Genomic DNA, 19731 nt, shown 5'->3' on the forward strand with positions numbered 1-19731 from the left:
CCTGGAGCATGGCCGGGAGGGAGAGGGGCAGGGCCGGCGGTCAGCTCCGCAGGGCGCGAATGTTGGCGGCGTAGCGGTCCGGCCCGCCGGTGAAGGTGGCGGTTCCGGCGACCAGAACGTCGGCGCCCGCCTCGATGGCGATGCGGGCGGTTTCGCCGTTGATCCCGCCGTCCACCTGGAGGTCGATGGGCTTGCCCAGCGCGTCGATGCGGCGGCGCAGCTCATGGATCTTGGGAAGCTGGCTGGCGATGAAGCTCTGCCCGCCGAAGCCGGGGTTGACCGTCATGACCAGGACGAGGTCGAGCTCTTCCAGCAGATAATCCACGACCTCCAGCGGGGTGGCCGGGTTCAGCGACAGGCCGGCCTTCTTGCCCAGCGACTTGATGAGCTGGATGGTGCGGTGGACGTGCGCGCCGGCCTCCGCATGGACGGTGATGATGTCGGCGCCGGCGTCCGCGAAGGCGGCGATGTAGGGGTCCACTGGGGCGATCATCAGATGCACGTCGAAGGTCTTCGCCGTGTGCGGGCGCAGCGCCTTCACCACCGCCGGGCCGATGGTGATGTTGGGGACGAAATGGCCGTCCATCACGTCGATGTGGATGTAGTCGGCGCCCGCCGCATCGATGGCGCGCACTTCCTCGCCCAGCCGGGCGAAATCGGCGGAGAGGATGGACGGGGCGATCTTGACCGGGCGCATGGCGGAAATCCTTGGCGTGAACGGTGCGGGAAAGGGTGGTGGAAAATCCGCCTTCCCATACCACGGCTCCCCCGCCGCCCCAACCCCTCTCGCGGTTCCGGCCCTCTCGCCGTCCGGAGGAACCGTCAGGCCGGCTTGCAGCCCGGCTTCAGGCCCGGATCGCCGGAGAAGCTGCCGTCGTCCGCGGGGTCGCTTCCCGCGCCGTAGTCGGCGTTGAGCATCCCCTCCAGCGCCGCCAGCCGGGGCGTGGCGGCGGCGAAGGCGTCGCGCTCGACCGCGCGGTAATGCTCGATTACCCGTTCGCCGAAGGCGGTGAGCGCGGTCCCGCCGCCGTGCTTGCCACCCACCGCGGCGAAGACCACCGGTTCGGCGAAGATGCGGTTGAGGTCGTCGACCAGCAGCCAGGCGCGGCGGTAGGACATGTCCAGCGTCCGCGCCGCCGCGGAGATGGAGCCGGTTTCCCGGATCCGCTCCAGCAGCATGATCTTGCCCGGCCCGACCGAGCCGCCGGTGTCGAAATCGATGCGGATGCGCAGGCGGGTCATGGCGCCATCCAGGACGCACTGGTCTCGCCGGCCCGCTCCCGGCATCCTATCCATTTCACCCCGGCCACTCCCGCTCGTCCGCTCCGCCCTTTTGGGGCGGGAGACTGGCCGTCCCCCGCCGAAAAGGCAAGGCGCGGATCAGAAGCCGGCCAGCACGATCTTGCCCTTGGCCCGCCCGCTTTCGAGCAGGGCATGGGCGCGCGTCAGGTTGGCGGCGTTGATGGTGCCGAACGTCTCGGCCAGTGTCGTGCGGACGGTGCCGGCGTCGACGAGGCGCGACACCTCGCTGAGCAGCGCGTGCTGGGCGGCGATGTCGGCGGTGCCGAACACCGGCCGGGTGAACATGAACTCCCAATGCAGCGACACGCTCTTGCGCTTCAGCACCATGACGTCCAGCCCCGCCGGATCGTCGATCAGCGCAACGCGGCCCTGCGGGGCGATCAGGGCGGCGATCTCCGGCAGATGGGCGCCGGTGTCGTTGGTCGAGAAGACGAAGGCCGGGGCGCCGATGCCCAGCGCCTCCACCTGCGCGGCCAGCGGTTTGCGGTGGTCGACGACGTGATGGGCGCCGAGGTCCCGGCACCAGGCCTGCGTCTCCTCGCGGGAGGCGGTGGCGATGACCGTCAGGTCGGTCAGTTGCCGGGCGAGCTGGATGGCGATGGAGCCGACGCCGCCGGCCCCGCCGACGATCAGGATGGCGTTGGCCGCCCCCGGCACCGGGCGCCGCACGTCCAGCCGGTCGAACATGGCTTCCCACGCGGTGATGCTGGTCAGCGGCAGGGCGGCAGCCTGGGCGAAGTCGAGGCTGGCCGGCTTCGGCCCGACGATGCGCTCGTCCACCAGATGGAATTCGGCGTTGGTGCCGTCACGGTCGATGGCTCCCGCGTAGAAGACGGCGTCGCCCGGCTTGAACAGCGTGGCCTGCGGCCCGGCGGCGACCACGACACCGGCGGCGTCCCAGCCCAGCACCTTCATGGCGCCCGGCGCGGGGGGCATGTTGCGGCGGACCTTGGTGTCCACGGGGTTGACCGAGACGGCCTTGATCTCGACCAGCAGGTCGCGGCCCTGGGGCTCGGGGCGGGGGCGCTCGACGTCGATCAGGGCGTCGGGGGCGTCGATGGGCAGGGATTGGGTGAAGGCGACGGCGCGCATGGCCTGAAGTCCTTGTGCTTGTTGTTGGGTGCTTGTCGTTGGGTGCTTGTTGCGGCGTGTTGTGCTCTGCCGACAGACTTGCGCCTTGCAGCACCGGGGCGCAAGAATGCACATGAAACGCACATAGTGTCGAAAAGGATACCGTCATGGCCCGCGTTCCCCACGCCAACCTGGACTGCTCGCCGGGCTGCCCGGTGGAGGGCGTCCTCGCCATCATCGGCGGCAAGTGGAAGGGGCTGATCCTCTACCATCTGCTCGCCGGCACGCTGCGCTTCAACGAGATCCGCCGCCGCGTGCCGAACGTCACCCAACGCATGCTGACCACCCAGCTTCGCGAGCTGGAGGCGGACGGGCTGCTGGTCCGCACCGTCTATGCGGAGGTGCCGCCGCGCGTCGAATACAGCCTGTCGCCGCGCGGGCGGAGCCTGGAGCCGATCATTCTGGCGCTGAAGGCCTGGGGGGAGGAGCATCTGCGCCCCGCTGACACCACCTCTGCCGCCGCCTCTGCTGCTGTCGTCGCGGCATGAGCGCCTTCGTCCCGCCGCCGCCGCAACGTCCCTGGGGGCATCGCCTGTTCTTTCCCGCCGCCGCGCTCTACGGGGCGCTCAGCGTGCCGCTGTGGGTGGCCGGCTATTTCGGCTGGCTCGGCATCGGCTGGACCCCGGCGCTGCACGCGCACGAGATGCTGATGGGCTACGCGCTGGCGGTGGTCGGCGGCTTCCTGCTGACGCGCCCGTCCGGGGTGGCGCTGAGCGTCGCCTTCGCCGCATGGCTGGCCGGGCGGCTGGCGGTGCTGGCCGGCCTGCCGCCGGAGGTCGCGGCGCCGGTGGCGCTGGCCTATCCGGTGGCGCTGTTCGTGATCGCCGGCATCCCCTTCCTGCGCGCCGCCAAGAGCGGCCACAACAGGCTGTTCGGCCCGGTGATCGGCGCCTTCGCGCTGGCCGAGGCGCTGGTCTGGTGGGGCGGCGACGGCGGACGGACGGGGGCGCTGTTCGCGCTGCATCTGGTCGGCATCCTGATGCTGGTGATGGGTGGGCGCATCATCCCCTCGGCCACGGCGGGAGAAGTCCGCAAGCAGGGCGGGACGCTGGTCGAGCGGGTGCAGCCGCGCCTGGAATGGGCGGGCGTCGCCGGTGCGGTGCTGGCCGCCCTGACCGTGGCCGCCGGGGTGGCGAGCGGTCCGCTGGCCTGGATCGGAGCGGCGGGTGCGGCGCTGGCCGGGGTGACCGCCTGGGCGCGTCTCGCCCGCTGGCGGACCGGCGCCGTGCTGAAGCGCCCGGACCTGTGGAGCCTGCATCTGGGCTACGGCTGGCTCGGGCTCGGCTGGCTGTTCCTGGGGGTCGAGCGGCTGGCTCCGCTGACCGGCGGGGCGGGCTGGCACGTGATCGGGGCGGGCGCGCTGGGCACGCTGGCCGCTTCCATGATGGTGCGCGCGACCCTGCAGCGGGAGGCGCTGCCGCCGGACTTCTCCCGACCCGCCACCGCCGCCATCGCTCTGGTCGGCCTGTCCGCCGCGCTGCGCGTCGCCGCGGCCAGCACGGCGCCGGACCTGCTCATGCCCGCGGCGGCGCTGGCCTGGATGGCGGCGCATCTTCTGGTGCTTTGGGTGCTGCTGCGCGTCCCGAAGCGGATCAGGGCGTGAACCCGACACCCTGATTTTGGGCGTTCCGCTTCTGGCCTTCGCGCATCGCGGCCGCTATGGTGCGCCGGGTGCAACTGACGTCGGCGCGTGCCATGGAGACTTTGCCGTTCGAGGCCGAAACCGCCGTCGTCATCTGCGCCGATCGCGGCGTGTTCGAGCTTCTGGTCGGGCTTCTGCTGTCGCTGCGCCCGCTGGACCGCCGGCGCTACCGGGTCTGCCTGATCGATGTCGGGCTGACCGCCGCGCAGCGCGACCATGTGGCGCCGCTCTGCGACCGCATCGCGCCGGTGCGGGACGATCTGGTGGTCTGGCCGCACCCGCAGCTCGTGGCGCAGCTGGACCGGCAGATCCCGTTCTGGAAGGCGATGCTCTGCCGCCCGTTACTGCGCGACTATTTCCCCGGTTTCCAATGCTACCTGCATCTGGACGCCGACATCTGGGTCCAGAATACCGCCGCGCTGGACGCCGCCGTCGCGGGTGTCCGCAGCGGGCGCGCCGTGATCGTTCCGGAGGCCGACGCGGCCTATCCCTTTCTGGCCTCGCACACCGCCAACGCCCAGTCCGTGGCGGAGCGCGCCAAGCTCATCACCCGCTTCTTCGGGGAGGAGATCGCCGCGCTGGCCGGCTCGCTGCCCTATTACAATCTGGGTTTCTACGGGCTTCGCCACGACGCGCCCCATTGGGACCTGTTCCGCGACAGCCTGCGTGACGCGACGCGGACCACCTTCCATTTCCTGTGCGAGCAGATCGTCCTCAACATCGTGATGTTCCAGGTGCGAAACACCCTGCTCCTGCCGGCGACGGCCAACTGGATGTGCAGCATGGCCGTGCCGGTGCGCGGCGCGGACGGGCTGTGGCGCTCGCCCGTCTACCCCCACACGCCGATCGATCTTCTGCACCTGACCGGCACGGACAAGCTGGAACGCTACCAGCCGCTGGGGCTGCTCCACGACGGGGGGCGCTATCTGGAGGGCATCGCGCACTTGGCGGCTCCGCACGCGCGGGTCGGCTGATCCCCGGACCTTGCGCAACGGCTTGACGGTCCCCGTCCCAACCCCCGACACTCCTGGCAACGGCCTCCACCGAGGGGCATGAGGGGCGGGCGAACCCGCAGGGGGGATCATGAGCGACGCGTTGGAACCGGTCCGCAGCGCGGGCGTCGTCGGGCTCGGCTCCATGGGCATGGGGGTGGCGCTGTCGCTGCTCCGCGCCGGCTTCCGGGTCGTCGGCTGCGACCTCGACGCCGCCAAATGCATGAGCCTCGTCACCCATGGCGGGGAGGCCGCGGGGTCGCCCGCCGACGTCGGGCGCCGGGTGGACCGCGTCATCGTCCTGGTCGCCACGGCGGAGCAGGCGGAGGAGGTGCTGTTCGGCGCCGAGGGCGTGGCCGGCACCCTGCCGAAGGGCGGCGTGGTCGTCCTGTCCACCAGCGTCCCGCCGGACATGGCCGCCGCCGTCGGGCGCCGCCTCGCCGAGCGGGACCTGCTGATGCTGGACGCGCCGGTCGGCGGCGGTCCGGTGCGGGCGGCGGAGGGGCGCATGGTGGTGATGGCCTCCGGCCCCGAGGACGCCTTCGCGCGGGCCGAGGACCTGATCGCCGCCGCGTCGGGCACGCTGCACCGCGTCGGCACGGAGCACGGGCAGGGCTCCGCCGTGAAGGCGGTGGAGCAGATGCTGACCGGCATCTACGCCGCCGCGGTGGCGGAGGCCACGGCCTTCGGCGTCCGCGCCGGGGTCGATCCGCAGCGGCTGGCCGAGATCCTCGCCGCCGGTCCCTTCCACATCCCGTCGCAACGGCCGCTGGGCATCGTCGGGGCCGACCTGGGCAACGTGATGGACGCCGCGCGGCGGCTGACCGTGCCGACGCCCTTGGCCGCCTCGGCTTTGCAACTCTTCACCATGGCCGCCGCGGTCGGGCTGGGGCGCGAGGGCGACGGCGCGCTCGCGCAAATCTTCGACCGGCTGGCCGGCAACCCGCAGGAGGGCTGAGGAACCATGTCCACCACGCTCACATCGCTGGTCGTCACCGGAGGCAGCCGGGGCATCGGGGCGGCGGTCGCCCGCATGGCCGCGCAGCGCGGCCACGCCGTCACCTTCTCCTACATCGGCAACGAAGCGGCGGCGGAGGCCACGCTGGCGGCGATCTGCGAGGCCGGCGGGCAGGCCCAGGCCGTTAAAGGCGATGCGGCTCGCGAAGACGACATCCGCGCCCTGTTCGACGCGGCGGAGGAGCGCTTCGGCCCCACCGCCGGGCTGGTCAACAACGCCGGAATCGTCGGCCCCTACGGGCGGCTCGACGCGGCCGCGCCGGACGAGCTGCGCCGCATGCTGGACATCAACGTGACCGGCGCCGTCCTCTGCGCGCGGGAGGCGGTGCGCCGCATGTCCACCCGCCACGGCGGGAAGGGCGGGGGGATCGTCAACATCGGCTCCATCGCCGCCGTGCTGGGCTCGCCCAACGAGTATGTGGGCTACGCGGCCAGCAAGGGCGCGGTGGACAGCCTGACCGTCGGCCTTGCCCGCGAGGTGGCGAAGGAGGGCATCCGCGTGAACTGCGTGCGGCCCGGCCTGATCGACACCGACATCCAGATCATCCCCGGCATCGGCAACCGGCTCGACAACCCCGCCCTGATCCCGCCCGCCGGGCGCGCCGGGACGGCGGACGAGGTCGCCGAAACCGTGCTGTGGCTGCTGTCCGACGCCGCGTCCTACGTGACCGGCGCCCTTCTCAACGTTTCCGGAGGCCGCTGAGCCATGCCCGCGTCGAATTCCTTTGCCATCGGCCATCAGGACATCGTGGAGGCCGCGGCGCGGCTGGACGGTTTCGCCGTGCGCACGCCCCTGCTGGAGAACGCCCTGCTCAACGAGCGGGTCGGCGGCCGCGTCCTGCTGAAGCCGGAGGTCCTGCAACGCAGCGGCTCCTTCAAGTTCCGCGGCGCCTTCAACCGGCTCTCCCAACTGACGCCGGAGGAGCGCAAGGGCGGGGTGGTCGCCTGGTCGTCGGGCAACCATGCCCAGGGCGTCGCGGCGGCGGCGGCGCTGCTCGGCATGCCCGCGGTCATCGTCATGCCCAGCGACGCTCCGGCCCTGAAGATCGCCAACACCCGCGGCTACGGCGCCGAGGTGGTGCTCTACGACCGCTGGACCGAAAGCCGCGAAGGCATCGCCACGGCCATCGCGGCGGAGCGGGGTGCCGCCACCGTGCCGCCCTACGACCACCCGCAGATCATGGCCGGGCAGGGCACGGTCGGGCTGGAGATCGCCGCCCAGGCGCAGACCATCGGCGCGGTTCCCGACGACGTGATCGCGCCGTGCAGCGGCGGCGGGCTGATGTCCGGGGTCGCCACGGCGGTGCGCCACAGCTTCCCCGACGCCCGCCTGTGGGCGGCGGAGCCGGCGGGCTTCGACGACGTGGCGCGCTCCCTGGCCGCCGGGGAGCGGGTGGAGAACGCCGCCGGGCAGCGCTCCATCTGCGACGCGCTGCTGACTCCGACGCCGGGCGCCCTGACCTTCCCGGTGATGAAGGACCTGCTGTCCGGCAGCCTCGCCGTCACCGACGCCGAGGTGAAGGCCGCCATGGCCTACGCCTTCACCGTGCTGAAGCTGGTGGTGGAGCCGGGCGGGGCGGTCGGGCTGGCCGCCGTGCTGACCGGCAAGCTGCCGGCGGCGGGGCGGACCGTCGCCGTGGTGCTGAGCGGCGGCAACGTCGACGCGGCGACCTTCACGGACGCGCTGGCGTCGTCGTAGCGCGCTCCAGCACGTAATAGGCGGCGCCGGGTGCGAACTTCCTGCGCAGCGAGTCGCGGTGGTAGGCGATGTTCCACCGCGTCAGCGCGCAGGCCGCCTCGTCCAGCCGCACCAGCAGCGGGTTGCCGTAGGGCAGGGGGACGCCCAGCAGCGGCCCCAGCCGCTCGGTCAGCGGAAAGGAGCAGAAGCGGCGCTGCCGCACCGTGAAGCCCAGCCGGGCGAAGCGCTCCTCCAGCCACGCCACGGGGAAGCCGCGCTCGTTGGCGGTCAGGCCGCGGCGGGGGCGGCGCCAGTCGCCCATGGTGCTGATCGGCTCGCGCAGGATGAACAGACCGCCGGGGGCGGTGACGCGGGCGAACTCGGCCAGCAGGGCGCCGGCGTTCGGGATGTGATGCAGCGTGTGCAGGCAGACGGTCAGGTCGTTGGCCCCGTCCGCGCAGTCGATCCGCCCGCCCAGCGTGGGCCGGCGGTACTCGACGGGCGTGCCGGCGATGTCGCTCTTCCAGAAGCGCTCGATGGGCTCCACGGCCAGGAATCGCTCCACCTGCCCGGCGATCGGCGCCACGTCGTCCCCGGCGGCGCAGCCGAAGGCCAGCGCCTGCCGGAAGCGCCGCCCGGCCAGGAAGCGGAAGGCGTGGCGGTGATTCAGCGCGTGGTATTCGTAGCGGTAGCCGGGCCGGTCGGGCGCGGTGCGCGCGAATTCCTCTTCCAGGTTCCGCGCCGCGACGCCGTACCAGCCGGCGATCCGGGCCGCGTCGAAGTCGTCGCCGTAGAGGGCGGCGCCGGAGAAATACCGATCCTCGAAACTGGTCGTCTCGAGGCTGGCGGACTCGAAGGTGGCGGATTCGGAACTTGCGGTCATGGGGGCTGACGCTCCGCTGGATGGTCCGCGCGACGATAGCGCGCCGGTTCCGGCGGAAACATTCAGCTTGCCCGCCTAGGACGGAGGGGGAGTCCTATGGCGGAGCGCGATCGCTGGGCGTGAAGGGAGGGCCTCCGGTTGGTGGGTCCCTATCCTTATGAGGGCGCTACAGCCGGATGTCGCTCTGGAACAGGCCGAGGTCGAGATGCTCCATCGGCACGCGGCGGGCGCGGCGGCGGCTGAAGCGCTGGACGGCGTGGCGGGCGCGACCGATGAGGGCGGCGTAGCTCTTCAACGTCTTGGGCATGTCCGTTCTTCCCAATCTGTGTAAGGGGTGAACGGATCACAGCTATGACGGGTCCATGTGACAAATTCTATCGCACCGCACACCGGTCCGAGGAACGCCGCGCCGCGCCACCTGTTCGAGAAGGAATACCCCAAAAACACGCGCGTAGCATGGTGAGGAGGCGGCGATGAGCGGCGTTCTGAAGGCCGTCATTTTCGATGTGGACGGCACCCTGGTCGACTCGGTGGACCTTCACGCCCACGCCTGGGTGGAGGCGATCCGGCATTTCGGCTACCACGCGGAGTTCGACGCGGTGCGCTCCCAGATCGGCAAGGGCGGCGACCAGCTCATGCCGGTCTTCGTGCCGGAGAAGGATCTGGCCCGCATCGAGGACGAGCTGGACCATTTCCGGCACGAGCTGTTCGCGCGCAAATACATGCCGAAGGTCCGCGGCTTCCGCAGGGTGCGCGGCCTGTTCCAGCACCTCCACGCCGAAGGGCTGCGCATCGCGCTCGCCTCCTCCGCCAAGGGGGACGAGCTGGAACGCTACAAGAGCGCCGCGGACATCACGGACCTGGTGGACGTGGAAACCTCGTCCGACGACGCGGAGCGCTCGAAGCCGCACCCGGACATCTTCGAGGCGGCTCTGGAGAGGCTGGGCCTGCCGGCGGAGGAGGCGGTGGTGGTCGGCGACAGCCCCTGGGACGCCAAGGCGGCGGGGCGGGCCGGGCTGACCGTGGTGGGGGTTCTGTGCGGCGGCTTCGCGGAGCAGGATCTGCGCAAAGCCGGCTGCGCGGAGATCTTCCGCGATCCGGAAGACCTCCAGCGCCGCTTCGCCACCAGCCTCATCGGGAAACGCAGCCCACGCGCGATGGGTCTTCTTCAGCCCGGTGGGGCTCAGCCGGGCCGGCCGTCGGCCCGCGGGGCGAGCAGGATGGGCGCGTAGACGTACAGGTAACAGGCGAAGGCCGCGATCCAGGCCGCACCGGCGCCCTCCAGGGCGGTCCAGTAGAGGCCGCCCGGCAGCTCGGGCGCCAGCACCCGCAGCAGGGCGGCGGCGGTCAGCAGGATGTAGGCGGCCACGGTCGGGCGGGTCACCACCAGCATCCGCCCGGTGTGGCCGAGCGAGGCCCGCGTCATTACCGCCACGATCATCGTGGCGAAGGCCCCCGCGGTCAGGGCATGGATCCAGGCGGAGCTTTCCACGCCGGCCCCCAGCAGATGCGCGGCCTTCAGCGCCAGCGCCGCCGGCACCCAGGCGTAGCCGAGATGCAGCACCCACAGGATCGGCTGGTCGAGCGTCTTCGCCGGCTGCCAACCGGCCAGCCGCAGGGCGTGGGCGAGCGCCGCGACGAGCGCCAGCAGGCCGGCGACGGCGGTGCCCGGCAGGGCGAGATCGGCGGGGATCATCAGCAGGGTCGAGGCGAGCGTCGCCTTCTCCACCCAGGGGCGGGAGACGACGCTGCCGTCCAGCCCGCGCACCCGCAGGGCGTTGCGGGTGAAGGCCGGGACGATGCGCCCTCCGATCACCGCGATCATCATCAGCACGACACCGATGGCCAGCGTCTCGCCCTGCGCCGTGCCGCCCGGCAGCGCGCCCAGCCAGTCGAGATGGAACAGCAGGTTGGCGGCGGTCAGCAGGCCCAGCAGAACGAGGAAGGCGGTGTTGCGGATCTTGCCCGCCGCCACCAGCGGCCCGGCCAGCGCGACGCCGAGCGCCGGCAGGAAGGCGAGGTCGAGGACGGCGGCAACCGGTAGCGGCACGCCGATGAAGGGCAGCAGCGCCACCCGCCCGGCCAGCCACAGCGCCGTCAGCCCGGCGAGCGGCAGGCCGGACAGCGCCTTGGTCCCCGTCCAACTCGGCACCGCGGTCAGCAGGAAGCCGGCCACCGCGGCGACCACGAAGGCGAACAGCATCTCGTGCGCGTGCCAGGAGGCCGCCGGGACGGCGCCGTCCGGCCAGGTCCCGGTCGCCAGAACAGCGATCCAGGCGGCCAGCAGAACGGGCGCGGCGAGGCCGGAGAGCAGGAAGAAGGGCCGGAACCCATAGGCGAAGATCAGGGGCACCGGAGGGCGGTCCGGCTGGTCGGCAACGGAACTGGTCATGGCGTTCCCCGCGCGTTGGAGGCATCGGTCATGCCGTCACACTGCGCCGGGGGCGGTCACCCTTCTTTGACCGCCGTCAAACAGAATCCGTCAGGTGGGAGAAAAAGCGCCGTCAGAGCGTGATGCCGTTCTCGGCCATCAGGCGCTTCAGCGCGTCGCGGGCGGGCGCATCCAGCACGGGAAGCCCGTCGCGGGCGGTCAGGACGAAGGCGCCGGGATCGGCCAGGGTGCGCAGCGCGAAACCGGCTACGCGCGGCGGGCCGCTGCTCAGCGGCGCATCCTCGTAGATCGGCGAGAAGCTGCAGCCCAGGAGCATGGCGCGGGCGATCAGCGCCTCGTCCGACGACCCGCCCGACGCCGGGCTGTTGATGCCGAACAGCAGCCGCTCGGCCTCGCCGCTGGTGACGAGCCCGCGTTCCTGCAGGATGTCCACCATGGCGGAGGTGGTCATCACCGGGGCGGCGCGGCCCTTCCAGCAGAAGCGCCCGTCGTCCCACCCGATGTCCAGGCAGCGGTAGATCATGTGCGGATCGGCGCCGCCGGGCGACCCGGCGACGATGTAGTTGACCCGAAGCAACCCGTTCCACGCCCCGGCTGGAGCGACGATGCAGGAAACACCGCGCCGGGTCAGGCGCAGATAGGTGTCGTTGATGCCCGAAGGCTCGAAATCGAACAGCATGGCTGGCTCACCTTGATCGGGGACCCCGCTCCCCTCGAACGAAAAAGGTGAGCACGGGTTCCCGCAAGGCAACATGGCCATGCGTATGGTATTCCTCTCCGCACGCGCAAAAAGGGTATAGGCAAAAGCTCAGGACTTCGGGCGGAATGCCTTGCAGACCAATGGATCAGTGTCGATGCGCGCCGCGCCGATCAGATCGAGGCAGTACGGAATTGCCGGGAAGACCGCCATCAGGCAGTCGTGAATGGCCGAAGGCTTGCCCGGAAGGTTCACGATCAGGCTGCCGCCGCGGATTCCCGCGGTCTGGCGCGACAGGATGGCGGTCGGCACCACGGTCAGGCTGACCGTCCGCATCAGCTCCCCGAAGCCGGGCATCATCTTTTCGCAGACCTGCTCCGTCGCTTCCGGCGTCACGTCGCGCGGGGCGGGGCCGGTGCCGCCGGTGGTGACGATGAGGTTGCAACCCTCGCGGTCGGCCAGTTCGATCAGGGTGGCGGCGATGCCCTCGCGGTCGTCGGGGATGACGCGGGCCACCGGTTCCCAGGGGGAGGCGACGATGCGCTCAAGCTCCGCCCGGATGGCCGGGCCGCCCTTGTCCTCGTAGATGCCCGCGCTGGCCCGATCGGACACGGTGACGATGCCGATGCGGGCGGGCTTCGCGGAGGTCATGGGCGGCTCCCTGAGCAATGATCGGCGGGCTTACTTGCCGCCCGGCCCGAGGAACACGCTGTTGTAGCTGTCCCGGTCGCCGTTGTTGGTGTCGGTCAGCTGGAAGGTGACCGGGGTGGAGGCCTCCGGCACGGACTCGCGCGGCACCGTGACGTAGACGCGGTAGGTCGCCACGCTGTCCGGCGAGGCGGAGATGTGGCTGACCGCGCTGCCGCTGTCCTCGTCGCGCTCGCCCACCACCTTCACCTCGGCACCGGCGATGCCGGCGGCGGCCAGCGTGTAGGAACGGTCCTGGCGGGTCTTGTTGGAGACCTTGAAGGTGTAGGCGTTGCGGATGGTGCCGTCCTGGAGCGTGACGAACAGCGGGGCGCGGTCGCGCTGCACGGCGATGTCCAGCCGCGGGCGCAGCGCGTAGCTCCAGGCCATGGCGCCGGTGATCACCAGCATCAGCAGGCCGTAGACGATGGTGCGCGGGCGGATCAATCGCCACTGATAGGGCTTGCCCTGGGCGCGGGTGTCCTGGGCGGCCAGGCTGTCGAAGCGGATCAGGCCCTTCGGCAGGTCCTGCGACACCATGATGCTGTCGCAGGCGTCGGCGCACAGGCCGCAATTGATGCAGTCCGCCTGCTCGCCGGTGCGGATGTCCACGCCGACCGGGCAGACCTGAACGCACTGGCCGCAGTCGATGCAGTCGCCGAAGCCCTTCGAGCGACGCTCGTCCCAGCTCTGCGACTTGCGCTTCGGGCCGCGGGTGTCGCCGCGCAGCGTGTCGTATGTGACGACGAGGCTGTGCTCGTCCAGCATGGCGGTCTGGATGCGCGGCCACGGGCACATGTAGTAGCACATCTGCTCGCGCGTCCAGCCGGCCATCACGTAGGTCATGCCCGCGAACAGCGCGAAGAAGCCCGCCGCCTCGTAGGACGCGTTGAAGGTCAGCAGATCGACGGCGAGCCGCGGCGCGTCGGTGAAGTAGGCGACGAAGCCGAAGCCGGTCACCACGGAGAGCGCCAGCCAGCCGGCGTGCTTCCCGGTCTTGCGCAGAACCTTCCTCGCGGTCCAGGGGGCCTTGTCGAGGCGGATGCGCTCCGCCCGGTCGCCCTCGCAGGCGCGCTCGATCCAGACGAACAGGTCGGTCCACACCGTCTGCGGGCAGGTGAAGCCGCACCACACGCGCCCGGCCAGGGCGGTGGCCAGGAACAGGCCCAGCGCCGCCACGATCAGGACGCCGGTGAGGTAGTAGATCTCCTGCGGCCAGATCTCGATCCAGAAGACGAAGAAACGCGGCGTCGTCATGTCGAGCAACACCGCCTGGGCCGGCGCGTCGGGGCCGCGTTCCCAGCGAATCCACGGGGCGATGAAGAAGACCGCCAGAAGAACCCAGGTCAGGATGGTCTTCCAGCGCCGGTAGCGCCCGGAGACGGCCTTCGGGTGGATCTTCTTGTGGCTCTCGAAGAACTGGACTTTCGCCGGCGTGACAGCGCTTCCGTCTGGCATATCGTCTGCCTTGGCTCCGGATAGGGACGCAAGACCGGACAATAGCGGACAGGACCCGAGCGCCTCTTGATCAGGATCAAGACGAGAACGGATTTGAAAAATCCCTATAGATTATAAGGATTTTTCAGCGGCGCTGGTGACCGGCCGGGATTACGGGCTGTAATACGTCCATCGGCCGATCGGCTCAAGCTTCGTTTCGCAATGCGGAAACGTTTCCGCCCTCCGCCGCCACCCCGTCGGACGCCGCGTCTTGCGGCTCCGGCCGGGACGGCGCAGGGCGGGTGACGATGTAGACGGCCACCGCCGCCATGCAGGTGCCGGCCAGGACGGGAACCAGCGGACGGCTGGCGGTCAGCGCCACGATCGCCCAACTCACGCCCATGCCGATCAGCGCCGCCGCCTTGGCCTTGCGGGGGATCGCCCCTTCGGCCTGCCAGTCGCGCAGCAGCGGGCCGAAGCGCGGGTCGCGGTACAATCGGTCGCGGAGCGCCGGGCTGCTCTTGGCGAAGGCCCCGGCGGCCAGCAGCAGGAACGGGGTGGTCGGCAGGAGCGGCAGCACGGTGCCCGCGATGCCCAGCCCGACCGCGGCGTAGCCCAGCGCCAGCCACAGCCGGCGCCGCAGGGGAGAGGCGCAGACGGAGGCGTCCTCAGGAAGGGCGGTCGGGTCATCCATGGGGTGAAGATAGGACGCTCACACGGCCAGAACCAGCACCGCGTAGCGGGCGGCCTTGCCCGCCGTGACCAGAAGCAGGAACAGCCGGATGTCCACCCGCAGGATGCCGGCGACCAGCGTCAGCGGATCGCCGACGACGGGCATCCAGGCCAGCAGCAGCGACCACACCCCGAAGCGCTGGTACCAGCGGGTGGCCCGCGCCACCATCGTGGCGGGAACCGGGAACCAGCGGCGGTCCTGGAAATGCATCAGGTAGCGCCCCAGCGCCCAGTTGACCACGGACCCGAGCACGTTGCCCGCGGTGGCGAACAGCAGAAGCGCCAGATGGTCGTAGTTGCCGGTGGCGTGCATGCCGACCAGCAGGATCTCCGACTGGGCCGGAAAGATGGTCGCGGCCAGGAACGCGGTGAGGAACAGCCCGCCGTAAGCGGCAAACTCGGACATGCGGCGGTCGGTCCTTCCGGGCCTGGGGGTGGCGGAGGCTAGAACATGGGTGCGCATACAGGAATGCGGGAGGCGCCATGGTGCAGCTGCGATAAACTGGTGTAGATTCATTTTGTATGAATTCGCAGGGGATGGACTTGGAACGCCCGACCGGTCTCATCCGACGGGCGTCATCTTGTGGAATGAAGGGGAGTGTTCGCGGATGGCCGCTGCCGGCCTTGCCCGCTTCGATGCCGACGGGCGCCTGATCTGGGCCAACACCGTGTTCCGGACGTCGCTGGGCGGTTGTCCCGGGGACAGCCTCGACGCCCTTCTGGCCAGGGTTGCGGTGTGTGGGGGCGGTGCCGGGGCGGCGGAACGGCTGCGCGCCGGACAACCGGTGGCCCTCGCGCCCCCCGCCGGCGGCGGGCATCCGACGCTGATTCCCGCCGAGGGCGAGGGCGGCGAGCTGGTGCTGACGCTCACCGACGCGGCCGGCGCCCTGGCGGGGCCGCCGGACGAGACCGGTTTCGTCGGCCTGGAGGGTCTGCTGGGCGACCGGGCCGGGGAAGCGGAGCGGGCGATCATGCAGGCCATCGCCGTTCCCCTGGTGGTGACGCGGCTGTCCGACGGCCTGGTGATGGCGGTCAACCAGCCCGCCGGCCTGCTGTTCGGGGTCCCGCTCGACGATGTGGTCGGACGCAGCTTCGCCAAGGCCTACTACACCGATCCGGAGGAGCGGGAGCGGCTGCTCGCCGCGCTGCGCGACGGGGCCGGCGGCGTGGACGGCTTCGAGACTCGGTTGTGCCGGCCCGACGGCAGCGATCTCTGGGCGATGGTCTCCGCCCGGCGGTTCCGCTTCCGGGGCGAGGACGCCATGCTCGCCTGCGTCAGCGACATCTCCGCCCGCAAGCGCACCGAACAGGCACTCGAAGCCCAGTGGGACCAGACGCGGGCGGTCCTCAACGGGCTGGGCCAGGGGGTGATGGCCTTCGACCGGGGGCTCCGCCTGGTCGCCTGGAATGGGCGCGTCACGGAGCTGCTGGGGGTGGAACTGGAATTCCTGAGCTATCACAGGCCCTACGCCGCCATCGCCCGGCGGGTCGGGCAGGGGCTGGCCTTCGGGTCGGGGAGCGTGTGCCCCGACCCCCTGACCGGGACCGGGACCGGGACCGGCCCGTCCGCGGCCCTCGGGGCGCCGCTGCCCACCCGGCCCGCCCCGGACGAGCGGTCCTGGGAGTGCACCCGTTCCGACGGTCACGTGCTGGAATGCCTGATCCGGCCTCTGCCCGACGGCGGATTCGTCGTCACCTACACCGACGTGACCGAGCGGCGGAACGCCGAGCGCGAGATCATCGCCAGCCGGGAGCTGTTCGAGCTGGCGATCCGGGCGGCGCGCGAGGGGATCTGGCAATGGGACGTGCGCACGGGGGAGTTGTGGCTGTCGCCCTACTGGTGGGGAATGCTCGGCTACGGCGAGGACGAGATGGTCAACACCGCTGCCCGTTGGACCGAGCTGATCCTGCCCGAGGATCGCGAGCTGTCGGCCCGGATGGCCCGCGACCTTATCAACGGCGCGATGGGCGAATGCCAGTTCATCCTGCGCTTCCGCCACAAGCGCGGCACCGTGGTTCATATGCTGAGCCGCGCCATCCGCGTTCTTGGTCCGGACGGCGAGCTGTTCCGCATCGTCGGTTCGCACACCGACGTATCCGACCGCGTCCATGCGGAGGAGCGTGCCCACGCCGCGCGGGAGGAGGCCGAACGCGCGCTCCATGACCTGAAGGAGGCGCAGGCCCATCTGATCCAGTCCGAGAAGATGGCGGCGCTGGGGTCGCTGGTGGCGGGGGTGGCGCACGAAATCAACACGCCCATCGGCATCGCGCTGACCGGCGCCTCGCTGATGGCGGAGCGCATCCGCCTCATCCGGCGCGATTTCGAGGCGGGAACGCTGCGCCGGCCCGATTTCGCCGACTTCCTCGAGATGGCGGGGGAGGCGTCGCAGCTGATGCTGCTGAACATCGACCGCGCCGCCCAGCTGATCCAGAGCTTCAAGCAGATCGCCGTGGACCAGGCGAGCGAGGAGCGCCGCGTCTTCGATCTGCGCGACTACATCGACGAGGTTCTGCGCAGCCTGGGCGTCCGCATCAAGCGGGCCGCCCACGGCGTGGAGGTGGATTGCCCGGCGGATCTGCTGATCGACGGCTATCCGGGGGCGCTCAGCCAGGTTCTGACCAACTTCGTGATGAACTCGATCATCCACGGCTATGCGCCGGAGCAGCACGGCACCCTCCGGGTCACCGCGCGCGCGGTGGGCGTCGATGAGGTGGAACTGGTCTACGCCGACGACGGGCGTGGCATCCCGCCCGAACTGCACGGCAAGGTGTTCGAACCCTTCTTCACCACCAGCCGTGGCGCCGGGGGCAGCGGGTTGGGACTGAACATCGTCTACAACATCGCCACCCGCCGGCTGAGGGGCCGCATCGCGCTGGACAGCGCGCCGGGCCGCGGCACCGTCTTCACCCTGCGCTTCCCCCGCGTCGCGCCGAAGGAGCGTGCCCCGGCCTGAGGGCGCCTCGACTCTTTGTTTGAGCGACTCCTTACTGGGCGTCCACCCAGGCGATGCGCAGGATGTTGGTGTTGCCGGGGGTGCCGAAGGGCACGCCGGCGGTGATGACCAGCCGCTGCCCCTCCACCGCCACCCCATCCTCGTAGGCGCAGCGGGCGGCCTTCTGGACCATCTCGTTGAAGTCGGCCACATCGGCGGAATGCACGCTGTGCACCCCGTAGGCGAGTTGGAGCCGCCGCGCCGTCTCCAGGCTGGAGGTCAGGCACATGATCGGCACCTCCGGCCGTTCGCGGGCGGCGCGCAGCGTGGTCGAGCCGCTGGTGGTGTAGGTGACGATGGCCGCCGCCTGGATGGTGTGGGCGACCTGCCGCGCCGCCGCGGTCACGGCGTCGGTGGAGGTCTGCTGGGGGTCGGGATGCTGGGCGTCGGTGATGGTGCGGTAGAGCGGGTCCTGTTCGACCCGGCGGGCGATGCGGTCCATCATCGACACCGCCTCAATGGGGTAGGTGCCCGCCGCCGTCTCGGCCGAGAGCATCACGGCGTCCGCCCCGTCATAGACCGCGGTCGCCACGTCCGACGCCTCGGCGCGGGTCGGGGCGGGGGAGCCGATCATCGACTCGAGCATCTGCGTGGCGACGATCACCGGCTTTCCGGCCTTGCGCGATTCGCGGATGATGCGCTTCTGGATGCTCGGCACGTCCTCCGCCGGCATCTCGACGCCGAGGTCGCCGCGGGCGACCATGACGCCGTCCGACAGCTCGACGATGCGTTCCAGGTGTTGGATGGCCTGCGGCTTCTCCATCTTCGACAGCAGGGCGGCGCGCCCGGCGACCAGCTTGCGCGCCTCCGCCACATCCTCCGGCCGCTGCACGAAGGACAGGGCCACCCAGTCCACCCCCTGGTCGAGCGCGAAGGCCAGATCCTCGTGATCCTTCGGGGTCAGCGGCGTCAGCGGCAGGACGACGCCGGGAACGTTCACGCCCTTGCGGTCGGACAGGCGGCTGCCGGACAGCACGACGCAGTCGGCGTGGTCCGGGCTGCAATCGACGACGCGCAGGCGGACCTTCCCGTCATCCACCAGCAGCTCCGCCTCCGGCTCCAGAGCCGCGAAGATCTCCGGGTGGGGCAGGCCGACGCGGGTCGCGTCGCCCGGCTCGTCGGAGAGGTCGAGGCGGATGCGGTGCCCCGGCCCGACGGTGACCGGGCCGTCGGCGAAGGTGCCCAGCCGCAGCTTCGGCCCCTGCAGGTCGGCCATGACCGCGATGGGGTGGTCGAGTTCCGCCTCCAGCGCGCGCAGCGTGGCGAGGCGCTGGCCATGGTCCTCGTGCGTGCCGTGGCTGAAGTTCAGGCGGAAGACATCCACGCCCGCCTCGAACAGCGCGCGGATCTTCTCCGGCGTGGCGGTGGCCGGCCCCAGCGTGGCGACGATCTTGGTCAGGCGGAAGCGCCGGAAGGGGATGCCTTTGCGGGTCATGGGTCTGCCTTCTGATGTGCGCCGTTCGGGTTGTTCCGTTCGGGGCGGGCCGTTCATCTCAAGTTCTGCCGTCCGGCTTGTCAACCGCGGGCATCCTCCCCACAATGGTGGGGCACCGGGAAAAGCACGGTAACGCCGCAGAACGGCCTTGACAGATTTCCGGCTTTTTCTATAGTCGCACCCTCCCGCGGCCCAACCGGCCCGGCGGGAGACATTGTGCGTCCCGTATCCGTGTTTTGCCGTCCGGCCTTCGGGCCTCGGCGCCCGGATCGGGGATCAATCGGTGTGTAGGCGGCCCATGAGGGCTGCCGTTGAGATATCGAGGAGAGCAGGCGTGGCGCGTATCGCTGGCGTCAACATCCCCGCGCAGAAGCGCGTGGAGATCGCGTTGACCTACATTCATGGCATCGGCCCCTTCAAGGCCAAGGAAATCTGCACGAAGCTGGAGATCCCGGCGGAGCGCCGTGTGAATCAGCTCACGGACGACGAGATCCTCAAGATCCGCGAGACCATCGACGCCGACTACCGCGTCGAGGGCGACCTGCGCCGTTCGGTCGCCATGAACATCAAGCGTCTGATGGACATGGCCTGCTACCGTGGCCTGCGTCACCGCAAGGGCCTACCGGTCCGCGGCCAGCGCACCCACACGAACGCCCGCACCCGCAAGGGTCCGGCCAAGCCGATCGCCGGCAAGAAGAAGTAAGAGGACGCAC

Annotated in this window: 21 protein-coding genes; 9 read left to right on the plus strand and 12 right to left on the minus strand. The window is 70.7% G+C overall.

Going from position 1 to position 19731, the window contains the following annotated elements; translation table 11 throughout:
* Positions 1-40: 40 nt before the first annotated feature.
* The 3 genes from rpe to D3869_RS12610 form a co-directional block, all read right to left on the minus strand.
* The gene (gene rpe, locus D3869_RS12600; RefSeq protein WP_137140314.1) at positions 41-697 is read right to left on the minus strand and encodes a ribulose-phosphate 3-epimerase; all 657 of its coding nucleotides are present in this window, start codon (positions 695-697) and stop codon (positions 41-43) included.
* Positions 698-822: 125 nt separating this feature from the next.
* Complete coding sequence (locus D3869_RS12605; protein ID WP_137140315.1) at positions 823-1242, minus strand: winged helix-turn-helix domain-containing protein; 420 nt, start codon at positions 1240-1242, stop codon at positions 823-825.
* Positions 1243-1380: 138 nt separating this feature from the next.
* Positions 1381-2394: a zinc-binding alcohol dehydrogenase family protein gene (locus D3869_RS12610; protein WP_137140316.1), complete on the minus strand. Its 1014-nt coding sequence runs from the start codon at positions 2392-2394 to the stop codon at positions 1381-1383.
* A 146-nt stretch (positions 2395-2540) separates the two neighbouring features.
* Between D3869_RS12610 and D3869_RS12615 the strand changes: the two genes are divergently transcribed.
* The 6 genes from D3869_RS12615 (at position 2541) to D3869_RS12640 (ending at position 7783) form a co-directional block, all read left to right on the plus strand.
* A complete protein-coding gene (locus D3869_RS12615) occupies positions 2541-2921 on the plus strand; it encodes a winged helix-turn-helix transcriptional regulator (protein ID WP_137140317.1) in 381 nt (126 codons plus the stop codon).
* Complete coding sequence (locus tag D3869_RS12620) at positions 2918-4036, plus strand: NnrS family protein (RefSeq protein ID WP_137140318.1); 1119 nt, start codon at positions 2918-2920, stop codon at positions 4034-4036. The genes D3869_RS12615 and D3869_RS12620 overlap by 4 nt, the downstream gene beginning before the upstream one ends.
* A 92-nt stretch (positions 4037-4128) precedes the next feature.
* Positions 4129-5049, plus strand: a complete 921-nt coding sequence (locus D3869_RS12625; RefSeq protein ID WP_137140319.1) for a hypothetical protein — start codon at positions 4129-4131, stop codon at positions 5047-5049.
* A 109-nt stretch (positions 5050-5158) separates the two neighbouring features.
* The gene (locus D3869_RS12630) at positions 5159-6025 is read left to right on the plus strand and encodes an NAD(P)-dependent oxidoreductase (protein ID WP_137140320.1); all 867 of its coding nucleotides are present in this window, start codon (positions 5159-5161) and stop codon (positions 6023-6025) included.
* A 6-nt stretch (positions 6026-6031) separates the two neighbouring features.
* Positions 6032-6787, plus strand: coding sequence for an SDR family oxidoreductase (locus D3869_RS12635; RefSeq protein WP_175426457.1), 756 nt, complete (start codon positions 6032-6034; stop codon positions 6785-6787).
* Positions 6788-6790: 3 nt separating this feature from the next.
* Positions 6791-7783: a threonine ammonia-lyase gene (locus D3869_RS12640; protein WP_137140321.1), complete on the plus strand. Its 993-nt coding sequence runs from the start codon at positions 6791-6793 to the stop codon at positions 7781-7783.
* Here the strand turns inward: D3869_RS12640 and D3869_RS12645 are convergent.
* Both D3869_RS12645 and D3869_RS33085 read right to left on the minus strand, forming a co-directional pair.
* Positions 7758-8645 carry a class I SAM-dependent methyltransferase gene (locus tag D3869_RS12645; RefSeq protein WP_137140322.1) on the minus strand — a complete coding sequence of 296 codons (888 nt, stop codon included), beginning with the start codon at positions 8643-8645 and terminating at the stop codon, positions 7758-7760. The genes D3869_RS12640 and D3869_RS12645 overlap by 26 nt on opposite strands.
* Before the next feature lie 166 nt (positions 8646-8811).
* A complete protein-coding gene (locus D3869_RS33085; RefSeq protein ID WP_160174807.1) occupies positions 8812-8952 on the minus strand; it encodes a hypothetical protein in 141 nt (46 codons plus the stop codon).
* 166 nt (positions 8953-9118) lie between these two features.
* Here D3869_RS33085 and D3869_RS12650 point away from each other — a divergent pair, with 166 nt between their 5' ends.
* The gene (locus D3869_RS12650; RefSeq protein ID WP_137140323.1) at positions 9119-9877 is read left to right on the plus strand and encodes an HAD family hydrolase; all 759 of its coding nucleotides are present in this window, start codon (positions 9119-9121) and stop codon (positions 9875-9877) included.
* Here the strand turns inward: D3869_RS12650 and D3869_RS12655 are convergent.
* From D3869_RS12655 to D3869_RS12680, 6 genes are all read right to left on the minus strand, one after another.
* A complete protein-coding gene (locus D3869_RS12655; RefSeq protein ID WP_137140324.1) occupies positions 9829-11037 on the minus strand; it encodes an NnrS family protein in 1209 nt (402 codons plus the stop codon). The genes D3869_RS12650 and D3869_RS12655 overlap by 49 nt on opposite strands.
* A 112-nt stretch (positions 11038-11149) precedes the next feature.
* Positions 11150-11716, minus strand: coding sequence for a hypothetical protein (locus D3869_RS12660; RefSeq protein ID WP_137140325.1), 567 nt, complete (start codon positions 11714-11716; stop codon positions 11150-11152).
* Between the two features lie 129 nt (positions 11717-11845).
* On the minus strand, positions 11846-12385 hold the full coding sequence (gene mog, locus D3869_RS12665) for a molybdopterin adenylyltransferase (RefSeq protein WP_137140326.1): 540 nt from the start codon (positions 12383-12385) through the stop codon (positions 11846-11848).
* 30 nt (positions 12386-12415) lie between these two features.
* Positions 12416-13879 carry a cytochrome c oxidase accessory protein CcoG gene (gene ccoG, locus D3869_RS12670; RefSeq protein WP_137140327.1) on the minus strand — a complete coding sequence of 488 codons (1464 nt, stop codon included), beginning with the start codon at positions 13877-13879 and terminating at the stop codon, positions 12416-12418.
* Between the two features lie 184 nt (positions 13880-14063).
* A complete protein-coding gene (locus tag D3869_RS12675) occupies positions 14064-14552 on the minus strand; it encodes a YbaN family protein (protein WP_137140328.1) in 489 nt (162 codons plus the stop codon).
* Between the two features lie 18 nt (positions 14553-14570).
* Complete coding sequence (locus D3869_RS12680; protein ID WP_137140329.1) at positions 14571-14996, minus strand: YqaA family protein; 426 nt, start codon at positions 14994-14996, stop codon at positions 14571-14573.
* A 202-nt stretch (positions 14997-15198) separates the two neighbouring features.
* Here D3869_RS12680 and D3869_RS12685 point away from each other — a divergent pair, with 202 nt between their 5' ends.
* Positions 15199-17544 carry an ATP-binding protein gene (locus D3869_RS12685; protein ID WP_175426458.1) on the plus strand — a complete coding sequence of 782 codons (2346 nt, stop codon included), beginning with the start codon at positions 15199-15201 and terminating at the stop codon, positions 17542-17544.
* A 31-nt stretch (positions 17545-17575) separates the two neighbouring features.
* On the opposite strand, the gene pyk is transcribed toward D3869_RS12685, so the two are convergent.
* Positions 17576-19018 carry a pyruvate kinase gene (gene pyk, locus D3869_RS12690; protein WP_137140331.1) on the minus strand — a complete coding sequence of 481 codons (1443 nt, stop codon included), beginning with the start codon at positions 19016-19018 and terminating at the stop codon, positions 17576-17578.
* A gap of 334 nt (positions 19019-19352) precedes the next feature.
* Between pyk and rpsM the strand changes: the two genes are divergently transcribed.
* Positions 19353-19721: a 30S ribosomal protein S13 gene (rpsM, locus tag D3869_RS12695; protein WP_014240054.1), complete on the plus strand. Its 369-nt coding sequence runs from the start codon at positions 19353-19355 to the stop codon at positions 19719-19721.
* Positions 19722-19731: the final 10 nt, after the last annotated feature.

The sequence above is a fragment of the Azospirillum brasilense genome, assembly GCF_005222205.1.
Classification (GTDB): domain Bacteria; phylum Pseudomonadota; class Alphaproteobacteria; order Azospirillales; family Azospirillaceae; genus Azospirillum; species Azospirillum brasilense_G.